The 17,505-nt window shown below is 40.6% G+C and carries 19 protein-coding genes; 13 read left to right on the top strand and 6 right to left on the bottom strand.

From position 1 onward, the window contains the following. Positions 1-109: 109 nt before the first annotated feature. From ACJJVX_RS04735 to ACJJVX_RS04700, 8 genes are all read left to right on the top strand, one after another. The gene (locus ACJJVX_RS04735) at positions 110-301 is read left to right on the top strand and encodes a lipoprotein (protein ID WP_054205237.1); all 192 of its coding nucleotides are present in this window, start codon (positions 110-112) and stop codon (positions 299-301) included. A 3-nt stretch (positions 302-304) separates the two neighbouring features. After that, entirely contained in the window at positions 305-1,558 is a 1,254-nt protein-coding gene (lysA, locus tag ACJJVX_RS04730) for a diaminopimelate decarboxylase (RefSeq protein ID WP_170173337.1), read from the top strand. A gap of 63 nt (positions 1,559-1,621) precedes the next feature. After that, positions 1,622-2,452, top strand: a complete 831-nt coding sequence (gene dapF, locus ACJJVX_RS04725; protein ID WP_054205239.1) for a diaminopimelate epimerase — start codon at positions 1,622-1,624, stop codon at positions 2,450-2,452. Then, a complete protein-coding gene (locus ACJJVX_RS04720; RefSeq protein WP_054205240.1) occupies positions 2,449-3,078 on the top strand; it encodes a DUF484 family protein in 630 nt (209 codons plus the stop codon). The genes dapF and ACJJVX_RS04720 overlap by 4 nt, the downstream gene beginning before the upstream one ends. Then, entirely contained in the window at positions 3,075-4,040 is a 966-nt protein-coding gene (locus ACJJVX_RS04715; protein WP_054205241.1) for a tyrosine recombinase XerC, read from the top strand. The genes ACJJVX_RS04720 and ACJJVX_RS04715 overlap by 4 nt, the downstream gene beginning before the upstream one ends. A 9-nt stretch (positions 4,041-4,049) precedes the next feature. Next, positions 4,050-4,772 (top strand): HAD-IA family hydrolase, encoded by a 723-nt coding sequence (locus tag ACJJVX_RS04710; protein WP_054205242.1) that lies wholly within the window; start codon positions 4,050-4,052, stop codon positions 4,770-4,772. A 7-nt stretch (positions 4,773-4,779) separates the two neighbouring features. Next, positions 4,780-5,901, top strand: coding sequence for a retroviral-like aspartic protease family protein (locus ACJJVX_RS04705; RefSeq protein WP_054454428.1), 1,122 nt, complete (start codon positions 4,780-4,782; stop codon positions 5,899-5,901). 12 nt (positions 5,902-5,913) lie between these two features. Then, positions 5,914-6,273 (top strand): HopJ type III effector protein, encoded by a 360-nt coding sequence (locus ACJJVX_RS04700; protein WP_054454430.1) that lies wholly within the window; start codon positions 5,914-5,916, stop codon positions 6,271-6,273. Positions 6,274-6,614: 341 nt separating this feature from the next. On the opposite strand, the gene ACJJVX_RS04695 is transcribed toward ACJJVX_RS04700, so the two are convergent. Further along, positions 6,615-6,920 (bottom strand): DUF6482 family protein, encoded by a 306-nt coding sequence (locus tag ACJJVX_RS04695; protein WP_054205245.1) that lies wholly within the window; start codon positions 6,918-6,920, stop codon positions 6,615-6,617. An 85-nt stretch (positions 6,921-7,005) separates the two neighbouring features. Between ACJJVX_RS04695 and ACJJVX_RS04690 the strand changes: the two genes are divergently transcribed. From ACJJVX_RS04690 to ACJJVX_RS04680, 3 genes are all read left to right on the top strand, one after another. Continuing rightward, the gene (locus ACJJVX_RS04690; RefSeq protein ID WP_054205246.1) at positions 7,006-7,698 is read left to right on the top strand and encodes a pseudouridine synthase; all 693 of its coding nucleotides are present in this window, start codon (positions 7,006-7,008) and stop codon (positions 7,696-7,698) included. An 81-nt stretch (positions 7,699-7,779) separates the two neighbouring features. Then, positions 7,780-8,154 (top strand): BlaI/MecI/CopY family transcriptional regulator, encoded by a 375-nt coding sequence (locus tag ACJJVX_RS04685; RefSeq protein ID WP_054205247.1) that lies wholly within the window; start codon positions 7,780-7,782, stop codon positions 8,152-8,154. Between the two features lie 9 nt (positions 8,155-8,163). Continuing rightward, entirely contained in the window at positions 8,164-9,375 is a 1,212-nt protein-coding gene (locus ACJJVX_RS04680; RefSeq protein ID WP_405630414.1) for a TonB family protein, read from the top strand. Between the two features lie 127 nt (positions 9,376-9,502). Here the strand turns inward: ACJJVX_RS04680 and ACJJVX_RS04675 are convergent, their stop codons facing one another. Further along, positions 9,503-9,886: an MAPEG family protein gene (locus ACJJVX_RS04675; protein ID WP_054205249.1), complete on the bottom strand. Its 384-nt coding sequence runs from the start codon at positions 9,884-9,886 to the stop codon at positions 9,503-9,505. Positions 9,887-10,178: 292 nt separating this feature from the next. Here ACJJVX_RS04675 and ACJJVX_RS04670 point away from each other — a divergent pair, with 292 nt between their 5' ends. Next, positions 10,179-11,060: a DMT family transporter gene (locus tag ACJJVX_RS04670; protein ID WP_197279073.1), complete on the top strand. Its 882-nt coding sequence runs from the start codon at positions 10,179-10,181 to the stop codon at positions 11,058-11,060. Between the two features lie 65 nt (positions 11,061-11,125). Here the strand turns inward: ACJJVX_RS04670 and ACJJVX_RS04665 are convergent, their stop codons facing one another. The 3 genes from ACJJVX_RS04665 to ACJJVX_RS04655 are packed head-to-tail and all read right to left on the bottom strand — an operon-like array spanning position 11,126 to position 13,885. Further along, positions 11,126-11,443, bottom strand: a complete 318-nt coding sequence (locus ACJJVX_RS04665) for a multidrug efflux SMR transporter (protein ID WP_054205251.1) — start codon at positions 11,441-11,443, stop codon at positions 11,126-11,128. A gap of 3 nt (positions 11,444-11,446) precedes the next feature. Beyond that, the gene (locus ACJJVX_RS04660; protein WP_054205252.1) at positions 11,447-12,979 is read right to left on the bottom strand and encodes a carbon-nitrogen hydrolase family protein; all 1,533 of its coding nucleotides are present in this window, start codon (positions 12,977-12,979) and stop codon (positions 11,447-11,449) included. A gap of 57 nt (positions 12,980-13,036) precedes the next feature. After that, on the bottom strand, positions 13,037-13,885 hold the full coding sequence (locus ACJJVX_RS04655) for an MBL fold metallo-hydrolase (protein ID WP_170173327.1): 849 nt from the start codon (positions 13,883-13,885) through the stop codon (positions 13,037-13,039). Positions 13,886-14,004: 119 nt separating this feature from the next. On the opposite strand from ACJJVX_RS04655, the gene ACJJVX_RS04650 reads away from it, so the two are divergent. After that, positions 14,005-15,087 (top strand): diguanylate cyclase, encoded by a 1,083-nt coding sequence (locus ACJJVX_RS04650; protein WP_249118437.1) that lies wholly within the window; start codon positions 14,005-14,007, stop codon positions 15,085-15,087. Here the strand turns inward: ACJJVX_RS04650 and ACJJVX_RS04645 are convergent. Continuing rightward, entirely contained in the window at positions 15,069-17,390 is a 2,322-nt protein-coding gene (locus ACJJVX_RS04645) for a penicillin acylase family protein (protein ID WP_054205255.1), read from the bottom strand. The two genes, ACJJVX_RS04650 and ACJJVX_RS04645, sit on opposite strands and share 19 nt — an antisense overlap. Positions 17,391-17,505 lie beyond the last annotated feature (115 nt).

The following is a 17,505-nucleotide window of genomic DNA, read 5'->3' as shown; positions in this document are numbered from 1 at the left end:
TAAATTTGCTTACGGTTAGTGTAACAGGAATAAAATCATCCGCGAATAGCTGCATTTTTTAGATATTCTGTTAATCTGCGATTATAAAGCCAGCAACACGATTAATCTAATGAAAGAGATGCATCTTAAAAAATTAAAACGACTTACCCCTCTTGGTGTACTACTTATCGCTTTAGCTGGTTGCGGACAAAGCGGACCACTGTATTTGCCTGAAGAAAATACGCAGCCAAATCAAACAGAACAAGTAACTGAATCAGTAGCAAACCAAGACACGCCAACAACCGAATCGAAACAGGACTAACAAATGGACTTTTTTGACTATAAAAATAATCAACTACATGGCGAAGACATCGCTGTCAGTGACATAGCAGCACAATATGGTACACCTTGTTATATTTACTCACGCAAAACATTTGAACGTCACTACCTTGCGTTTGCACAAGCGGCTAAAAATCATAAAAATTTAGTGTGCTATGCCGTTAAAGCTAATTCAAATATTGCAGTATTAAATGTGTTGGCTCGCTTAGGTTCTGGTTTTGATATTGTCTCTAAAGGTGAGCTTGCCCGTGTTATTGAAGCGGGTGGTAACGCCAGTAAAGTAGTTTTTTCCGGTGTTGCAAAAACAGCTGACGAAATTGCTTATGCGCTAAAGCTTGGAATTAAATGCTTTAATGTTGAATCTGTATCTGAACTTGACCGTATATCTGAAGTAGCCAATGAGCTTAATTTGGTTGCGCCAATTTCGATTCGTGTTAATCCTGATATTGATGCAAAAACTCATCCCTATATTTCAACTGGCTTAAAAGAAAATAAATTCGGTATTGATATTCTCACTGCAGTGAGTGTTTATCAATATGCCGCTTCATTACCTGGTTTGAAAATCACCGGTGTTGATTGCCATATTGGCTCGCAGCTCACCGAAATAAAACCATTTTTAGAAGCGTTGGATAAAGTACTCGCCCTTATTAATGACTTAAAAGCCAATGGTATTGAGCTAAGTCATTTAGATATTGGCGGTGGTTTAGGCGTGCCATACAATGGTGAAACACCACCACATCCAAGTGAATATGTGGCTCATATCACTGACCGTTTAACTGACTACCAACACCTAGAGCTGATTTTTGAGCCCGGCCGTGCCATTGCCGCCAATGCTGGGATTTTAGTAACAAAAGTTGAGTTTATTAAGCAAAACCAAGATAAGTTCTTTGCAATAGTTGATGCGGGCATGAACGATATGCTGCGCCCTGCGTTATATCAAGCATGGCAAAATATTGTGCCGGTAACGCCACGCAATGACGATACCCCCACACACAACTTTGATATTGTTGGGCCGGTGTGTGAAACAGGTGACTTTTTAGGTAAAGACCGCATGCTTGCACTACAACAAGGGGATTTACTTGCCCAACGTAGTGCCGGTGCTTATGGTTTCACAATGAGCTCAAATTACAACTCGCGCCCGCGCGTAGCTGAAATTATGGTTGATGGCGAACAAAGCCATTTGATACGCGCTCGTGAAACTGTCGAAAGCTTATGGCAGGGCGAGAAAATTTTACCATAAACTTTTTGTAACACGGCTGCTCTGTGGCATGATTAGCGCAGAGCAAATCCGAATTAGAGCGCTATGTTAGTTAATTTTTCCAAAATGCACGGCCTAGGCAACGATTTTGTTGTAATTGATAACATTACACAAAACGTTTTCTTGTCACGAGATCAAATAAAAAAACTGGCCGATCGCCATTTCGGCATTGGCTTTGACCAATTGTTAATGGTTGAAGCGCCCTATTCTCCCGATCTTGATTTTCACTATCGTATTTTTAATGCTGATGGCAATGAAGTCGAGCAATGTGGCAATGGTGCCCGCTGTTTCGCCCGCTTTGTGCGGATGAAAGGCCTGACCAACAAACACAAAATTACTGTGTCTACAAAATCAGGTAACCTCACCCTGTATATCGAAAAAGACGGCCAAGTGACCGTTAATATGGGGCACCCTAATTTTGAGCCAAGCAAAATCCCGCTTAAAGCCACTAAACGTGAACTGACATATATTATTCGTGCACAAGAACACACTGTTTTTAGCGGTGCGGTCTCAATGGGCAACCCTCACTGCGTATTAGAAGTTGACGACATAGTAACAGCCGATGTCAGCACGTTAGGACCATTGCTTGAGAATCACGAGCGCTTTCCGCAGCGCGTAAATGTAGGTTTTATGCAAGTAATAAACGAAGAGCACATTAAATTAAGAGTGTGGGAGCGCGGCGTAAACGAAACACTAGCCTGTGGTACAGGCGCATGTGCTGCGATGGTCATTGGCCAAATTCAAAATAAGCTAGCCACCACAGTGCAAGTTGACTTACCAGGCGGAAGTTTACAAATTCGCTGGCAAGGTGAAGGTCACCCAGTGCGTATGACAGGCCCTGCGGAGCATGTATTTGATGGTCAAGTTGCCTTATGAGTAACATTCCCAGTAAACTAACAAATGAACAAGTTAGTGAGTTTTTGCTAGAAAACCCTGATTTTTTACTGCAAAACCCAGCACTGTTAACGCAACTTGAATTGCAACAGCATGCTCAAGGCGCCACCTCTTTAGTGCATATTCAGCAGCGTCAATTGCGTGAACATAATGCAATGTTAAAACACAAAATTGATGAACTTATTGAACACGCAAAAGAAAACGAGCAAATTTATAGTTTATTTAGTGAGTGCCACCGCCAACTGTGGACTAATTATGACTTTAAAACGCTAGCAGTAAACTTACGTAATATTATTTGTACCAATGCGGCTATTAGTGAATGCCATTTACTTAAGTATGACACTAAGTTTGATGATTTAATTACACATCGCTTAATGAACGATGGTACGTACCTTGGCCGTGTAAGCCAGCAAGAACGCGATTTACTGTTCCGCCCACAAACACAATCAACTGCGCTTTACTTAATTGGCAATAGTAAACACCCAGTGGCTATTTTGGCATTTGGCAGTGATGATGCAAACCACTTTGAACCCGCCAAAGACAGCCTGTTTGTGCTTGAATTTGTACGCTCATTACAATTGAGATTACTGGAACTTGAGCTGGCATGATCGAGCCGCAGCCGCCAAGTGTTGATGAATTGCATGAGCAATTAAGCGACCAGTGGCGCACACCTATTCAATCATTTAGTGATTATCTGCGTTTTGAAAGGCAATACTCTCCACACACGATCACCCAATACACCACGCAACTGAACTTTGCTGCGTTGTATTTCAGTAAGCTATGCGATGATTGGTCAAGCGTACAAGGTGAACATATTCGCCGCTACAGTATGCAGCTCAGAAGCAAGCAACTGAGCGGGCGTACAATTAGTTTAAAGCTCAGCTGCATTCGTAGTTTATATAAATTTTTAAAAGCTAAAAATATCGCCCAACAAACACATTATCATAACCCTGCAGAGGCAATTAAAGGCCCTAAATTTGCCAAGCCATTACCTAAAAATCTTGATGTAGACCAAATGGCACGGTTACTTGATATTCAAGATGACGACCCTCTTGCGATTCGTGATCAAGCGATAATGGAATTAATGTATTCTTCTGGCCTACGTATAAGTGAGTTAGTTGGTGCTAACCTACAAGATATAAACCGCAGCGCCAAAGAAATTTTAGTACGGGGTAAAGGCAGTAAAGAACGCTTATTACCCGTAGGCGGTAAAGCATTAGAATCATTAAATAAATGGCTAAAAATACGCCCTCAATTTGCTCATCCTGACGAAATTGCGGTATTTGTTAGCAGTAAAAAATGCCGAATATCAGCACGTCACGTTAGGTCACGCATGCAAGAATGGGGAATAAAGCAAGGCATAAGTAGCCAAGTCCACCCGCATAAATTACGCCACTCTTTTGCATCTCATATTTTAGAATCTTCTGGTGACTTACGCGCTGTGCAAGAGTTATTAGGGCATAGCAGCTTATCCGCAACACAAGTTTACACTCATTTAGATTTTCAGCATTTAGCAAAAGTGTACGATAACACGCACCCTCGCGCCAAAAAGCGCACAGACCCAGAATAAGGAGCTTTTATGATCCGCTTTAATCGTGCTATTTCCCCTTTTTCCGTGCTTAGTTTTGACTTAGACGATACCTTGTATAACAATCGCCCCATCATTAAAGCCGCCGTACAGGCGCAGTTTGACTATTTAAACTCACTCACTCAGTGGCAAGCACAAGGTAGACATTATTGGCAACAATGCCGTGACCAAGCAGCTCAATCAAATCCCGCTTTAATTGATAATGTAACCCTATGGCGTAAACACACGCTTATGCTAGGGTTAAGTAAAATTGGTTATCAAGATGCTGAACTCGAATATCATGTAAATAATGCCTACACAGCATTTACTGACGCGCGCAGCAATATTGTCGTCAGTGAACAGGTACTCGAATTACTCTCCCAACTAGCTAAGCAATATCGCTTAATTGCTATTACAAATGGCAATGCTGATGTTGAACAGTTTAACTTAAAGGGAGTGTTTGAACTCGTATTACAAGCTGGCATGCATGGAAAAGCCAAACCACACCCAACCATGTTTGAGCAAGCTTGCGCGTATTTAAATGTCGCTCCACAGCAAATTTTACATATTGGTGATAGCTTAGATTCTGACGTACACGGCGCTCATAATGCAGGTTGCCAATCTGTGTGGTTAAACGATCAGCATATTAATTATGCTTACAAGGGGTTACCTGACATAGAAATTGCGAATGTGTTTGCTCTCAAGCAATTACTTAATTCTGCATCAGGGCAATAAAAACAGGATGCAAAGCACGCTATACGTCAAAGTCATCACACTGTTATTATTGGCCTCAGTCGCTTTAAATGGCTATTTTTTATGGCCAAAAGAGCAGGTGCAATTAGCATCAAAGCCAACGTTAATAACACACGAAAACACCTTGATAAATGATAAAAGCAAAACCAATCCGCTATATGAACAAGCCACAGCTGATTTTCAGCAACAGCGTTTTTCTCAGGCGGTTACAAGCTACCAAAAACTAAAAAACACACACCCTTTACACGCTGAGCGCCTTTATTTTCACTGGCTCGATACGCTCGATAATTGGCTTAAAAATAATGAGCTCACCGTTGCAGATACTTTTTTACAAGCGTTTTTAAACAAGTACCCTTATGATATAAAAATGCTACGTCTTAATGCTGAGCACTTAGTTAAAAATCAGCAAATTCATCAAGCGATTGTCGCGTTTTTTTCTTTAAATTCATTCGCAAATGAGAGTGAGCAAGCTGTTATTTTACAACGCTTACAGCAATTGACCTTCGCACAAATAAATACGTTGAGCAAACAACATGCTTGGCAAAAAATAGTTTCTCAAACTTCTGTGTGGCTTGATTATGATAACGACAATCCTCATTACTTACTCGCATTGGCAAATGCGTATTATCAACTCGATGATATAACCAGCTCACAATCAACTTTAGAGCGCTTTGCAGTGGAACACCCGCTACAAAAACAAGTTGATGAACTACAAATGCAGATAACACATGCACAAAGTGGTGTAGATTTAATCTCACTCAAATCATACGGCGCGCACTATTTATTAAACATGCAAATCAATAGCTCATTCAATACCGAGCTAATGATAGACACCGGCGCGAGCTATACGGTGATACCCAATACAGTATTTCAAGCATTACGACCAATACCAGACTATATTGATAGCATAAGAGTTAATACTGCCAACGGCCAAGCAATTGCGCAGCGCTATCAGGTAGATTCCATTTTAATTGGCAAACAATATATTGAGAACTTTGAAGTATTAGTAATTGATAGTCATAGTGACTATGGATTGCTTGGTATGAACTTTTTACAATTGTTTAAATTTAATATAAACCAACAAACTAATCAGCTAGAGCTAGCTAAATAATTAAGGATAACTATGACACTCAATGACTTTTTAAGTCGCCTAGCGGACGAACCACAGAATATCGCTTTTGCAGATACAATGGCCGTGATCGAAGCAAATTACACATTTACACCTAGCGCATTTAATAATCATGGGCTGAAAAGCACTGCAACTGAAAACAATGGTTCATGTAAAATTTTTGCTTTTGCCAAACTCAATCAGCTAACGAAACAAAACACCTTAGATTGCTTTGGCGAATTTTACCGTGATGATGTCTTGAAAAATCCGGATAACAACGACCATATGAACATTCGTACTTTTATGTTGGCACCAGAGGCAACACCGTTTTTAGGTCTCACTTTTGAACAGCAGCCGCTATCAGAAATAGCCTAAAATACCCTAGTGCGTGTTGATCTTTGTGGATTGAAATTTGTTCAATCTAGGGGCGATTTAATCGCGGCGCGAGGTTTGTAATCGAGTGGGCTCGATAACTGCTCCTGCGTTATTCTACTGGCTCACATCCATGTGAGAATAAGTAAAAGCCGAGCAAAGCTTCCGCGTCCTGCTCACGCCCCTTACCTACATCCGTGTAGGTAACAAACAGTCAATCGCCCCTAGGAAGAACCCTTTGGGCAACGCATGTCTGGCTTTATACTGCTGCAAAATTAATCACGAAAGGTCAACACGTCCTAATAGCGCGTTCTACATTGAATAGTCTCGCGCTACTAACAAATTTAGTATAAATGATTTTTACCATAAGGAACTTCTAACATATTGCTCGCTGTTTTTTCGCTTTGACCACACATTTCATCGTATGCACTGGTATGGCGTAACACCATTTGTGCGTAGCTCAAATGATCAAGGCGCTTTTGAATATGCAATGGACTCAGCCCTCGAATAAATTCACCTTTTTCGTCAGTGACATAATATTCAACGTTATTAATCATTACTGATACTTGGTATAACGCCATTTCCAATGAATGAACAATGACTTTTTGTAACGGTTGATGATCTTTAAGTTCTGATAATTTAATAGCCATGATCTGACCTTTTTAGTATTAGGTTAAATTATCTGTACGCAGGTTTGATATACTTTGATCAACTTAAAACCAAATGAATTAATTAATGACTGAACAAACTCGCCTTGCTAAATATATCGCTCATGCGGGTGTTTGCTCTCGCAAACAAGCCTCTCGCTTAATTGACGAAGGCATAGTAAGTGTTAATAACCGCCCAGCAAACCATATTGACCATGTTGATGATAACGACAATATACGTATCGATGGCAAACGAATTCAAGGGCGTGCTGCGTTAACCTATTTTGCTTATAACAAACCCGTTGGCATTGATTGTAAACTCAATCCAAATGATGCAAGTAGCCTCATTCACCATTTACCTAGTGGTACGCGTGTTTACCCCATTGGCAGACTTGATAAAGATTCCCGAGGCCTCCTAATACTCACTAACGATGGCGAGTTTTGTAATCAACTGATCCATCCTGACTTCCACCAGCCAAAGCGTTATTTAGTGACTGTTGATAAACCACTTGATGATAAATTTTGCCAAACAATGGCAAAAGGGGTGCCTGTTGATAAGCACATCACCTTGCCTTGCACAGTTGAAAAAATAGCTGAGCACCAATTTAGCATTATTTTAAAACAAGGCCTTAACCGACAAATACGTAAAATGGCGCATTATTGTGGCTATAAAGTTGTTGATTTATACCGTGAGCAAATTGCCGACCTTAATTTAGCGACTCTCAACTTAACTGAAAACACCCACCTTAAAATAGACAAATCTAACATTTTAAAAAATTAATTTATTTTTCATAAACTAGTTGCAAATTATGATTACAGGCGTAATCTGTTGTTAAAGATTACACTTGTAGGCAATATATTAATGATTGAGTTATCTAAAGCAGAATTTGAAGTGCTTGATGCCCTGTGGGTTAACTACCCTGCGACAGCAAGCCAAATTATCGAACGCTTAAGTGACGAAAAACAATGGCACGAAAAAACCATTAAAACTTTACTCGGACGCTTAGTAAAAAAAGGCGCTCTGAGCTTTGAAAAAGACGGTCGCCAATACATTTACACGCCTTGTATGGAGCGTGCTGAATACACACTAAAAGAAAGCCAAAACTTTATCGAACGCTTTTTTAGTGGCCGTATTGCACCTTTGGTAAGCGGCTTTGCTAAATCCGAGCAACTTTCTCAACAAGACATCAATGAGCTAAAAAAAGTGATTGATGAGTGGGAAAAACAGCAAAAGTAAGGGATTACTATGTTAGAAGTTACCTTTAACTGGCTTATTGAACAGCAATTATTAATCAGTGTAATCATATTCAGTTTACTCATTTTAGAGCGCTATTCGCTTAAGTGGCTCAGTGCAAATTTTGTGTATAAGTTATGGTTATTACTACCCGTTGCACTGCTGCTCGTTAATTTACCCGCGCATTTAAAGCCATTACAAAGCTCGATTATAAGCACGATGCTGATCACCCCAAATCAAGCACTGAACACTCATTTCAGTATTAGCTGGGCACTATTGTATAACGTAGTGCTTGGGTTATTGCTTATTGCTACGATTGTGACGCATCAGCGCTTTATCAAGCAATTAAGACTAACCAAGCTTAATGATGAACAACTGACCATCAGCAACCCTAATATACAGTTACTACAAAGTGAGGTCGTCAGTACCCCCATGGTGATTGGCCTATTTCGTACTCAATTAGTGATGCCAACCGATTATATGCAAAAAGTCGATAGTGCGTCATTAGCACTGATCATAGAACATGAAAAAGTACATATAAAACGCGCCGACAATTTATTCAACATGCTGCTATTAACAACCACCTTGGTGTTTTGGTTTAACCCATTAGCATGGCTTGGCTACATCAGCTTTAGGCGTTTACAAGAGCTTTCATGCGATGAAAAGGTACTCAAAAATAAAACCACCCAACAACGGATTTTATACAGCAAAGCGCTAGTAAACTGTGCTGCAAATACCCGCACCAGCTTAATGGCATATTCACACTATGGAGATAAAAATACGATGTTACAACGACTCAATCAAATCAAACACACTGGTAGTAGCTCAATTATTGCCAAAGGCGCGCTACTCATTTTTGCTGCGGGAATGTTAAGTAGCTTTGCTATTGCAAAACAACCTGATGGGATGAAACAAGTGGATAAAATCACGCCAATTATCCGCATTGAACCAAAATACCCCACTCAAGCCGTCGAACAAAGTATAAGTGGCTCAGTGGTATTAAAATACGATATTAGCCCAACGGGAAAAACACTTAATGTATCGGTTGTCAGTGCTAGCCCTGACGGTGTATTCAATAAGGAAGCTAAAAAAGCGCTAAAACAATGGGAATATAAGCCGTCGGATTCAGGCTTTAAAGATTTGCTCGTACAGTTAGACTTTGCAATAAATGATGATTATAAATCAAAAGATTTAATAGAAAAAATTACGGTTGCTTCCAAGTAAGCATTTGTACCCAAAGACCCCAAAGCAAGCGCCTTGTTTAAGCCGCTTGCTTTGGCGTTTATACTGCAGCAAAATCAATCACGAAAGGTCAACACGCCCAAGTAACCTCAGCTTTTAAATCAACGTATTACATACTGACCGCAATCATTGCCACGGCAGAACCTAAGCCCACAAACCACACCAATGAACGTAATACATCTAAATTTAAGTAATAAAAAACACAATATAATACACGTGCAATAATATGGGTAATAGCGAGCAATTCGGTTACCTGATGAACACTGTTTGTCCCTAACACCACCGCCAAAGCCACTGCGAATACCGCCAAAGCTTCAAAACAGTTTTGATGTGCAGCTAAAGCTCTTGCGCCAAACCCTGTTAGCTTAGTTTGCTGGTCGCGCGGATGTTTATTATCGTAGCCATCGAGTTTGTTCATCGCGAACGCCACCGGAGCCTTAGCAAAGTAAGGCATCAGTACAGCAAGTAGTGCGCAAATAAGTAATATCGTCATTGTTATTCCTCGTTAACCTGAGTTTAAGTTAGTTAAAATTTTAATCAACTTAGCACAGCTAAACTCAACTCGTTATAACTTAAGACACAATTCGAGTAATAAAAAAGCCGCGAGCGCTTATATAAGCAATCGCGGCTAGCAATAACATCACACTAACTATAGCGCAGCGTGAGGTATTTGAAACTGTGGCATATTGTCGCAGTTGATGAATATTCATAAGCGGTAATCCTCCCTCGCTTTAAACTTCGCTGCCTGTTAACTTACCTCTCACTGCTATTTTTTTGTAACGATCATGATCTGGATATTTTTCACTTTTTTAGCCGCCTTTATGCAAGCGTGGCGTAATGCACTGCAAAGTAAATTAAGTAATGATATGAGCGTAGCGGGTGTAACATTAGCGCGCTTTATTGTTGCCAGCCCTATTGCCGCGATTTATCTCTATTCACTTTATCAATACCAGCCGACTGCTATGCCCTCATTTAATAATACCTTTTGGGCCTTTATTGTAGGTGCAAGTGTGATGCAAATTATTGCTACTGGTTTAATGGTTAAGCTATTTAAAATGAACAATTATGCTGTGGGTGCTGGGCTTGCAAAAAGTGAAGCGCTGGTTGCCGCAATTCTAGGCGTACTGTTTTTTGGTTCTGCACTGAGTTTACTCGGTTGGTTAGGGGTGTTTTTAGGCGCTATCGCTGTATTGATACTCAGCGGTATTACTAAAGTTAAACAGTTTAATTTAACCACCGCCTTGCTTGGGCTTACCTGTGGCACCTGCTTTGCGCTTACTTCGTTGTGGGTGCGTGAAGCAAGCTTAAACTCGGGCCTATTATTTCCTCACTCTGCAGCATGGGTCTTACTATTTGTGATCAGCTTACAAAGTATTATGTTACTTGTGTATTTAGCTATTAAAGAGCCGCACACATTAAAGCAAATGTGGCGCTATAAAAGAATGGTCAGCTTAGTGAGCTTCTTTAGCTGTATAGGATCAATTGGCTGGTTTAGTGCCATGAGTTTACAACATGTCCCCTACGTTAAAACGCTGGGGCAGGTAGAGGTTTTCTTTACCATGTTGATCTCGGTGTTATGGCTCAAACAGCCTTTAAAGCGCCAAGATACCGCGGGGCTTGTATTAATCGCTATTGCCGCGGTATTGGTAATGTTGCCCACCAATTAAATAACTTCCACTTAAATAAAAAGCGGCTCACCAAGTAGCCGCTTTTTATTTTTTAGTTATTCCACTTAATGACTTATTTTTAAGGTAATTACACCGCTGATAATCATTAATACACCGGCTATACGGCCAAATGTAGCGGCATCATTATAAAAAAGGATCCCCACTATAAATGTCCCGGCCGCGCCAATACCAGTCCATACAGCGTAGGATGTCCCCATTGAAATATCACGCTGTGCCAGCCATAACATAAAGCCACTGGCAACCATAAACGCCACGGCAACACCTATACCCAACCAACGATTTTCACCCTCTTGTGACATTTTCAATCCAACAGGCCAACCTATTTCAAGCAGGCCTGCGATAATTAAATACACCCATGCCATTTTTTAGCTATCCCTCTTTTTCAAAATAACGTCGTATAAGTCTTCACGACGATCTTTTAAGTTACGGACGGTGCCTTCGCTGTGGAGTACCTTTAACTTATCCATATCTAAATCACTGAATAACAGCATTTCAGTATTGGGAGTGGCCTCGTTGAGCGTCGCATCGTGTGGGAATGAAAAATCCGACGGAGTCAGTACGGCTGATTGCGAATATTGCACATCTAGGCTTTCTACTTCTGGTAAATTGCCGACAGAACCTGCAATGACTACATAGCATTCGTTTTCAATGGCGCGAGCCTGTGCACAATGGCGAACACGTAAATAACTGTTTTTAGTGTCTGTCCAAAATGGTACAAACAGAATGTCGAGCCCTTGCTTTGCTAAAATGCGCGACAATTCAGGGAACTCTACATCGTAACAAATTTGAATACCCACACGCCCTGCATCAGTTTCAAACACCGCTATTTTATCGCCACCTTGGATCACCCAATCATTTTGCTCATGCGGGGTAATATGAATTTTACGTTGCTCATCAATTTTACCGCTACGGTGACATAAATAGCTGACATTATAAATTTTATCGCCTTCGGCAAGCGGCATTGAACCGGTAATTATATTGGCGTTATATTCAATCGCCATTCGCGACATCGCATCACGAAAAGTCTCTGTGTATTCAGCTAAATAACGAATTGCTTCGGTTTGATTTCTTTGTTCGCTGAGCCCCATTAATGGGGCATTAAAAAATTCAGGGAATAAAATAAAGTCACTTTTGTAATCAGATACTGTGTCTACAAAATACTCAACCTGCGTGAGCATTTCCTCAACCGATGCAACACTACGCATTTGCCATTGCACAGCACCAACTCGCACTATCGATTTGGTCGATTCGAGTACAGTGTCAGTTGGTTCAAACATAATGTTATTCCACTCAAGCAACGTGGCATAACCAACCGAGTTTTGATCTTCAGGCAAATACTTTTTAAGCAATCTTTTAACCTGAAAGTCGTTCGATAATTGAAAGCTCAATATAGGATCATACAGTTCCTTATGATCCACCTTGGCGATATATTCTGTTGGTGTCATTTCATCGCTGTGATTGTAATAACGAGGAATACGCCCGCCCGCTAAAATGGCTCGTAAGTTATACTGACGGCACAATTCTTTACGTGCATCATAGAGTCTGCGGCCTAAGCGCATACCTCGGTGAGTTGATGAAATAACAACATCAAGCCCATACAACGCATCGCCATCGGGGTCACTAAATACCCGATCATGACCGTCAACAATATCTTCGTAGGTATGTGGATTTGAAAAACGTGTGTAGTCAACTTGCACACTGAGCGCAATCCCTACTAATACACCATCATCAACCATACCTAATTGACCTTCTGGGAATTGGTCTATCAACCTAAAAATAGTATGGCTAGGCCATGCCCCGCCTAAATCAGGATAGGCTTGGTCCATCAATGTTTTAATTTGTGGATATTGTTCTTTTGTTAAGTTACAAATCTCTAGATGGGTCTTTTCTGCCGGCATACACAACTCCTTTAGGCGTAGGACATTAGTTTGTGGCCACCGCAGTGGCCAAATTTATTATTTTAAGCTTCGATAAAACAGTGTAGTAACGCGCTCTTTTGGTAACCATCCTGCAAATTCAATATTCAACTGGGCAAGAGGATCCGCTTTTAGTACATGTTCTAAACTGGCATTATCTTTCATCGCATTGAGCATAATTGCTTTTGCTCTAGCAACCAAGTCACGATATACCACCAGCTCTGAACGCTTGCTTAGCGGCCCATGACCAGGAATAATGTGCGTGTTATCGTTAATGCTTAGTAAAACATCGTCAACCGCATTTAATATGCCGTCAACACTACCACCACTGTCTACATCTACAAATGGTAAACCACCTGTATTAAAGAAGATATCACCCATGTGCACAATATTTTCTGATTCGAAAAAAACAACGGCATCGCCATCGGTATGCGCATGAGGGTAATGCTTGAGCTTGGCGTGCTCGTTATTGAAATGCAACGTTAAATCATCATTAAAACTGATGCGCGGTAAGTAGTCAGAGCCCACACCATGCTTTTCAGTTAATCGCTTATGTACATTATTATGTGCGATGACATGGGCCCCCGCTTTCGCAAAGTTTTCATTACCCCCAGTGTGATCGCCGTGATGGTGTGTATTTATGACAAACTGAGCACTGCCGGGTTTTAATTCAGTTAACGATTGCTTGATCTGCTCAGATAACGTTGCAAACTGGTCATCAACAATATAAATGCCATCGTCACCAACACTTGCAGCAATATTGCCACCTTGGCCAAATAATACATACATATGCTCACTGATTTTTTGTGTTTTAACAACGCTTTGTTCAGCATGACAACTTAAACTTAAAAGTGCTGACGTAATGAATACCGGAATTAATTTTTTCATTATTGTTCTCTTATTTTATATGTAGGTTAAATATAGAACGTTATGCTCATTATTTTCGCTCAAATTAATTTTTTATCTCCTATACTTTTAAAATGACTCACTCACATTTAGGAGCCCTTTTGACAACATCAGAACAACCCCTACATGCAAGTCTTGATGACGTTGAGCAAGTGAAATTTCAAATTATCAAAAAAGTGGCGTACTTTGCCTTAGCAACCCACGTATTACTGATATTATTTTTTGCGCAAATTGGTGCTCTGACTTTAGCAATTGTCAATATTTTTAGTGTCCTTGCTTGGGGCTCTGGGATCTTTTTAATAAGCCAAAGGTTGCATGCATTAGCCTTGCGAATATTTTGCATAGAAGTGGTATTACACTCGATTTTGGCATGTGCAACATTAGGATTAGAGCTCGGTTTTCAATTTTATCTATGGACCATTTCGTCAATGCTGTTAGTTGATTATCAACTTAAATTGAAGCAGGCTGTTATTTACAGCATGACATTAATAATTACCTTTGCTGGATTGTATTTTTTCTTTGCTGATGTCACTTACAACTATGCGTATGTATCACTTTTACCTTACATTAATATTATTAATATTATTATCGCCGGGCTTCCCATGATTTATGCATTTAGCTTGATCAGAGAAATCTCGATTTCACAGCGTATTGAATTAACTGAAATGGCAGCAAAAGATCACCTTACTAAATTATATAACCGGCGTTTTGCTAAACAGTTAATTATAGAAACTCGTCAAAAAAGCATCATGGCCGACAACCAAATTTGTGTAGTTATGGCTGATATAGATATGTTTAAACAGATCAACGACACCTATGGTCATGATAAAGGTGATGCTATCTTAACGATTATTGCAAGCGCACTAACCAACCAATTAAATTCAACCGATATTATTGTACGCTGGGGTGGCGAAGAGTTCTTGATCGTCCTCGCTAATACTAATGAAGCGGATGCTTTTGAACGTATTGAAGCATTACGCAATCACATACAAGCGCTATCACTTTTATCTATTAAACCAAATCTAACCATTACTATGAGTTTTGGTTTAATAGAATGGCGTCCTTTGGCATCATTAGAAAAAACATTACAACAAGCCGATGCTGCACTTTATAAAAGTAAAAACGATGGCAGAAATATGACCACCATCGCCACACCAGAACAAGACTACATGATAGGTGTATAATTTAGACTTACAGGTGTTATTACAATTTGATGGTTCAGCTTTTGCGGTAATAATGGCGTGAGTTCCGCTGCAATATAGCCCATGAAACCCGCTCGATAAAAAGGTGATAACGGATGCCCAGATTGCCCTCCAGGAATAGCCATTACTGCTTTATCTAGGTGGCCTGGTTGAGCTATAAATCGCTGTGAAGCACCAAAGTTTGGCCCTTGCACTGCTGGCATAAAACTATCACCAAACCCTGCCGCTTTAGGCATATTTAATAAATTACTTAATTGAGGGATCTGCTTTGAAAACGGATGTTCAATGACTAATTCATTCACCTTACCCCATTGCCAATTTTGAATATCACTGCCAAATTCCAGCGTTAAATTTTCAATCGTTTTAATAAACGCACCGACTAATTGAGCATCCCAACTTTTAAATTGAGGATTGAGCCAACTGCTTGGCTGCTGCTCAATTAATTGCCAAATTGCAGGCTCTAAATCACGCTTAATATAACGCAGCGATCCACCCTCGGTTTTTAGCTTTGCCTGCATTGCACTAAAGGCAATGTTAATTACTTCATCACGATAGCGCCTTACTAAAGTGTACCCTATAGACTCTGCACATGCGCACGCTTGCCAGTTTTCAACTGCGCTAATATAGCGCTTATTCTCAAGACTATTTTGATTAAGCTGCCTAAGCAACAAGGTATGCCATGGCTTTAAAAAGCGCGCCTCATTATCATGTTGTAATTGATTAAAGTCAGCTTCAGTAAACTGCTGTTTTTCGTTAAGCCGGTCACGTATTTGACTAGAACGTGCGCCAAGCGCATAACCACCATTACCAAAACGCTTATTATCTTGCGCTGACACAACGCGAGAATTACCCGTCCATAAACGACCATTTTCAGGGTTTTTAACGTCCGGCCTAATTAATTCATTATCCTGCCACTGCGCTGAATAATCACTTTCCTGCACAGCGAGTTCACTAGGTTGAATACGCCCAGGAATTGCCCCCATATTTTTCCATGCGGCATTCCCCTGACTATCGACCACCATTAGGTTTTGTACGGGTATACCCACATCACTTGCAATTGTCAGCGCATCGTCAACCGTAACTGCCTGCTCGAGTTTTAGTAAATCCATATCAACCGCATAAGATTGATGTGCAACCCAACTTAATGCGTAACGTTTACCGCTAATTTCACGCACTGGTCCATAATTACTGAGCGTAAGCTCATAGGGCTGTGTTGTACCATCAGGCAACCTAATTTGCTCTGTCACTTGCCAAGTTTTACTCTCTGCATCAAGCGCAACCCAATCAGCCGTATCAAGGTAACCGTTCGTGAAACCCCAGGCGATTTTATTATTAGTTCCCACCACGATAGCCGGCGCGCCGGGTAAAGAAACCCCCGTTACTTGAGTCGCTTGCCCCGACACTACATAATTAAGTTGAGCTCGATACCAAATAACAGGAACCGCCATCGATAAATGCATATCGTCAGAAAGCATACCCGCACCCGTTTGTGTTAATTGCCCTGTGACCGCCCAGTTATTACTGCCACGCTCTTGATTAACTGCAATTGATTGCCATGCATAAGCATCTGGTATTGCAGGATCTTGCTTTCGCAGCTGCGGTATGTCATCTATGTATTGACTAAGGAGACTGCCATCTAGTGCTGCTTGGAATTTACTTGGCTGCGTTAAAAAGGCCACCATTTCTGCGCCATATAATTGCTCTATTTGTATTAACGCTTTATCTCGTTCGAATGTTGCCGTTTGCAAATCCAAATACATACTAAAAATCACCAGTAAACTATCTTCACTGCGCCACGGCTTTTGAGCCGCGCCAGTTAATATATATTCAAAACTAGCAAACCCTATTTGCGCTAACCCTTCATTGACACCCGCAGCATAGCTTTTTAGCAATAGCTGATCAGCCGCTGGCAACTGCTTAACAATCGAGACACTACGTTTACGCAATTGATGAAAACGCATTTTTTTATCCAACTCTAGAGCTGCCTCACCAAATAGCTCACTCAATTCTCCTGCTGCGTTTCGGCGCAATAAATCCATTTGAAAAAACCGATCCTGCCCATGCGCAAAACCTAAACCATAGGCAGCATCATTTCGGCTATTAGCATTAATCACCGCTTGCCCTAATTCATCTCGGGAAATTGTCACTTTGTTACCGACTTCATGGCTGTGTCCGTTACCATCAAGAGTTGGTAAGCTTAATGACAGAGCACCATAAATGATACCGGTAGCAGCAAGCCCTAAAATCAGTACTGTTAGTCCCAACCACTTAATAATTTTTAGCATGAACGTAATCCTTACAAATGAGTTGCCCTATTCTAAGCATACTTTTATGAAAAAATAATGTTCATTTATTGAAAAATGAAACAAATCAAAACGAAGGACTTTAAATGAGCTAACA

It is taken from the genome of Pseudoalteromonas sp. Ld20 (genome assembly GCF_045064175.1).
In the GTDB taxonomy this organism is placed as follows: Bacteria; Pseudomonadota; Gammaproteobacteria; order Enterobacterales; family Alteromonadaceae; genus Pseudoalteromonas; species Pseudoalteromonas neustonica.
Note: the sequence above shows the minus strand (reverse complement) of the source record. Positions and strands in the feature narration are given on the sequence as shown.

Coding starts and splice junctions, on each gene's coding strand:
- ACJJVX_RS04715 (WP_054205241.1), top strand. CDS start 3,075: ATGATCGAGCCGCAGCCGCCAAGTGTTGATGAATTGCATGAGCAATTA.
- ACJJVX_RS04660 (WP_054205252.1), bottom strand. CDS start 12,979: ATGCCGGCAGAAAAGACCCATCTAGAGATTTGTAACTTAACAAAAGAA.
- ACJJVX_RS04655 (WP_170173327.1), bottom strand. CDS start 13,885: ATGAAAAAATTAATTCCGGTATTCATTACGTCAGCACTTTTAAGTTTA.
- ACJJVX_RS04720 (WP_054205240.1), top strand. CDS start 2,449: ATGAGTAACATTCCCAGTAAACTAACAAATGAACAAGTTAGTGAGTTT.
- lysA (WP_170173337.1), top strand. CDS start 305: ATGGACTTTTTTGACTATAAAAATAATCAACTACATGGCGAAGACATC.
- ACJJVX_RS04675 (WP_054205249.1), bottom strand. CDS start 9,886: ATGACGATATTACTTATTTGCGCACTACTTGCTGTACTGATGCCTTAC.
- ACJJVX_RS04710 (WP_054205242.1), top strand. CDS start 4,050: ATGATCCGCTTTAATCGTGCTATTTCCCCTTTTTCCGTGCTTAGTTTT.
- ACJJVX_RS04695 (WP_054205245.1), bottom strand. CDS start 6,920: ATGGCTATTAAATTATCAGAACTTAAAGATCATCAACCGTTACAAAAA.
- dapF (WP_054205239.1), top strand. CDS start 1,622: ATGTTAGTTAATTTTTCCAAAATGCACGGCCTAGGCAACGATTTTGTT.
- ACJJVX_RS04685 (WP_054205247.1), top strand. CDS start 7,780: ATGATTGAGTTATCTAAAGCAGAATTTGAAGTGCTTGATGCCCTGTGG.
- ACJJVX_RS04735 (WP_054205237.1), top strand. CDS start 110: ATGAAAGAGATGCATCTTAAAAAATTAAAACGACTTACCCCTCTTGGT.
- ACJJVX_RS04705 (WP_054454428.1), top strand. CDS start 4,780: ATGCAAAGCACGCTATACGTCAAAGTCATCACACTGTTATTATTGGCC.
- ACJJVX_RS04665 (WP_054205251.1), bottom strand. CDS start 11,443: ATGGCATGGGTGTATTTAATTATCGCAGGCCTGCTTGAAATAGGTTGG.
- ACJJVX_RS04670 (WP_197279073.1), top strand. CDS start 10,179: ATGATCTGGATATTTTTCACTTTTTTAGCCGCCTTTATGCAAGCGTGG.
- ACJJVX_RS04690 (WP_054205246.1), top strand. CDS start 7,006: ATGACTGAACAAACTCGCCTTGCTAAATATATCGCTCATGCGGGTGTT.
- ACJJVX_RS04700 (WP_054454430.1), top strand. CDS start 5,914: ATGACACTCAATGACTTTTTAAGTCGCCTAGCGGACGAACCACAGAAT.
- ACJJVX_RS04645 (WP_054205255.1), bottom strand. CDS start 17,390: ATGCTAAAAATTATTAAGTGGTTGGGACTAACAGTACTGATTTTAGGG.
- ACJJVX_RS04680 (WP_405630414.1), top strand. CDS start 8,164: ATGTTAGAAGTTACCTTTAACTGGCTTATTGAACAGCAATTATTAATC.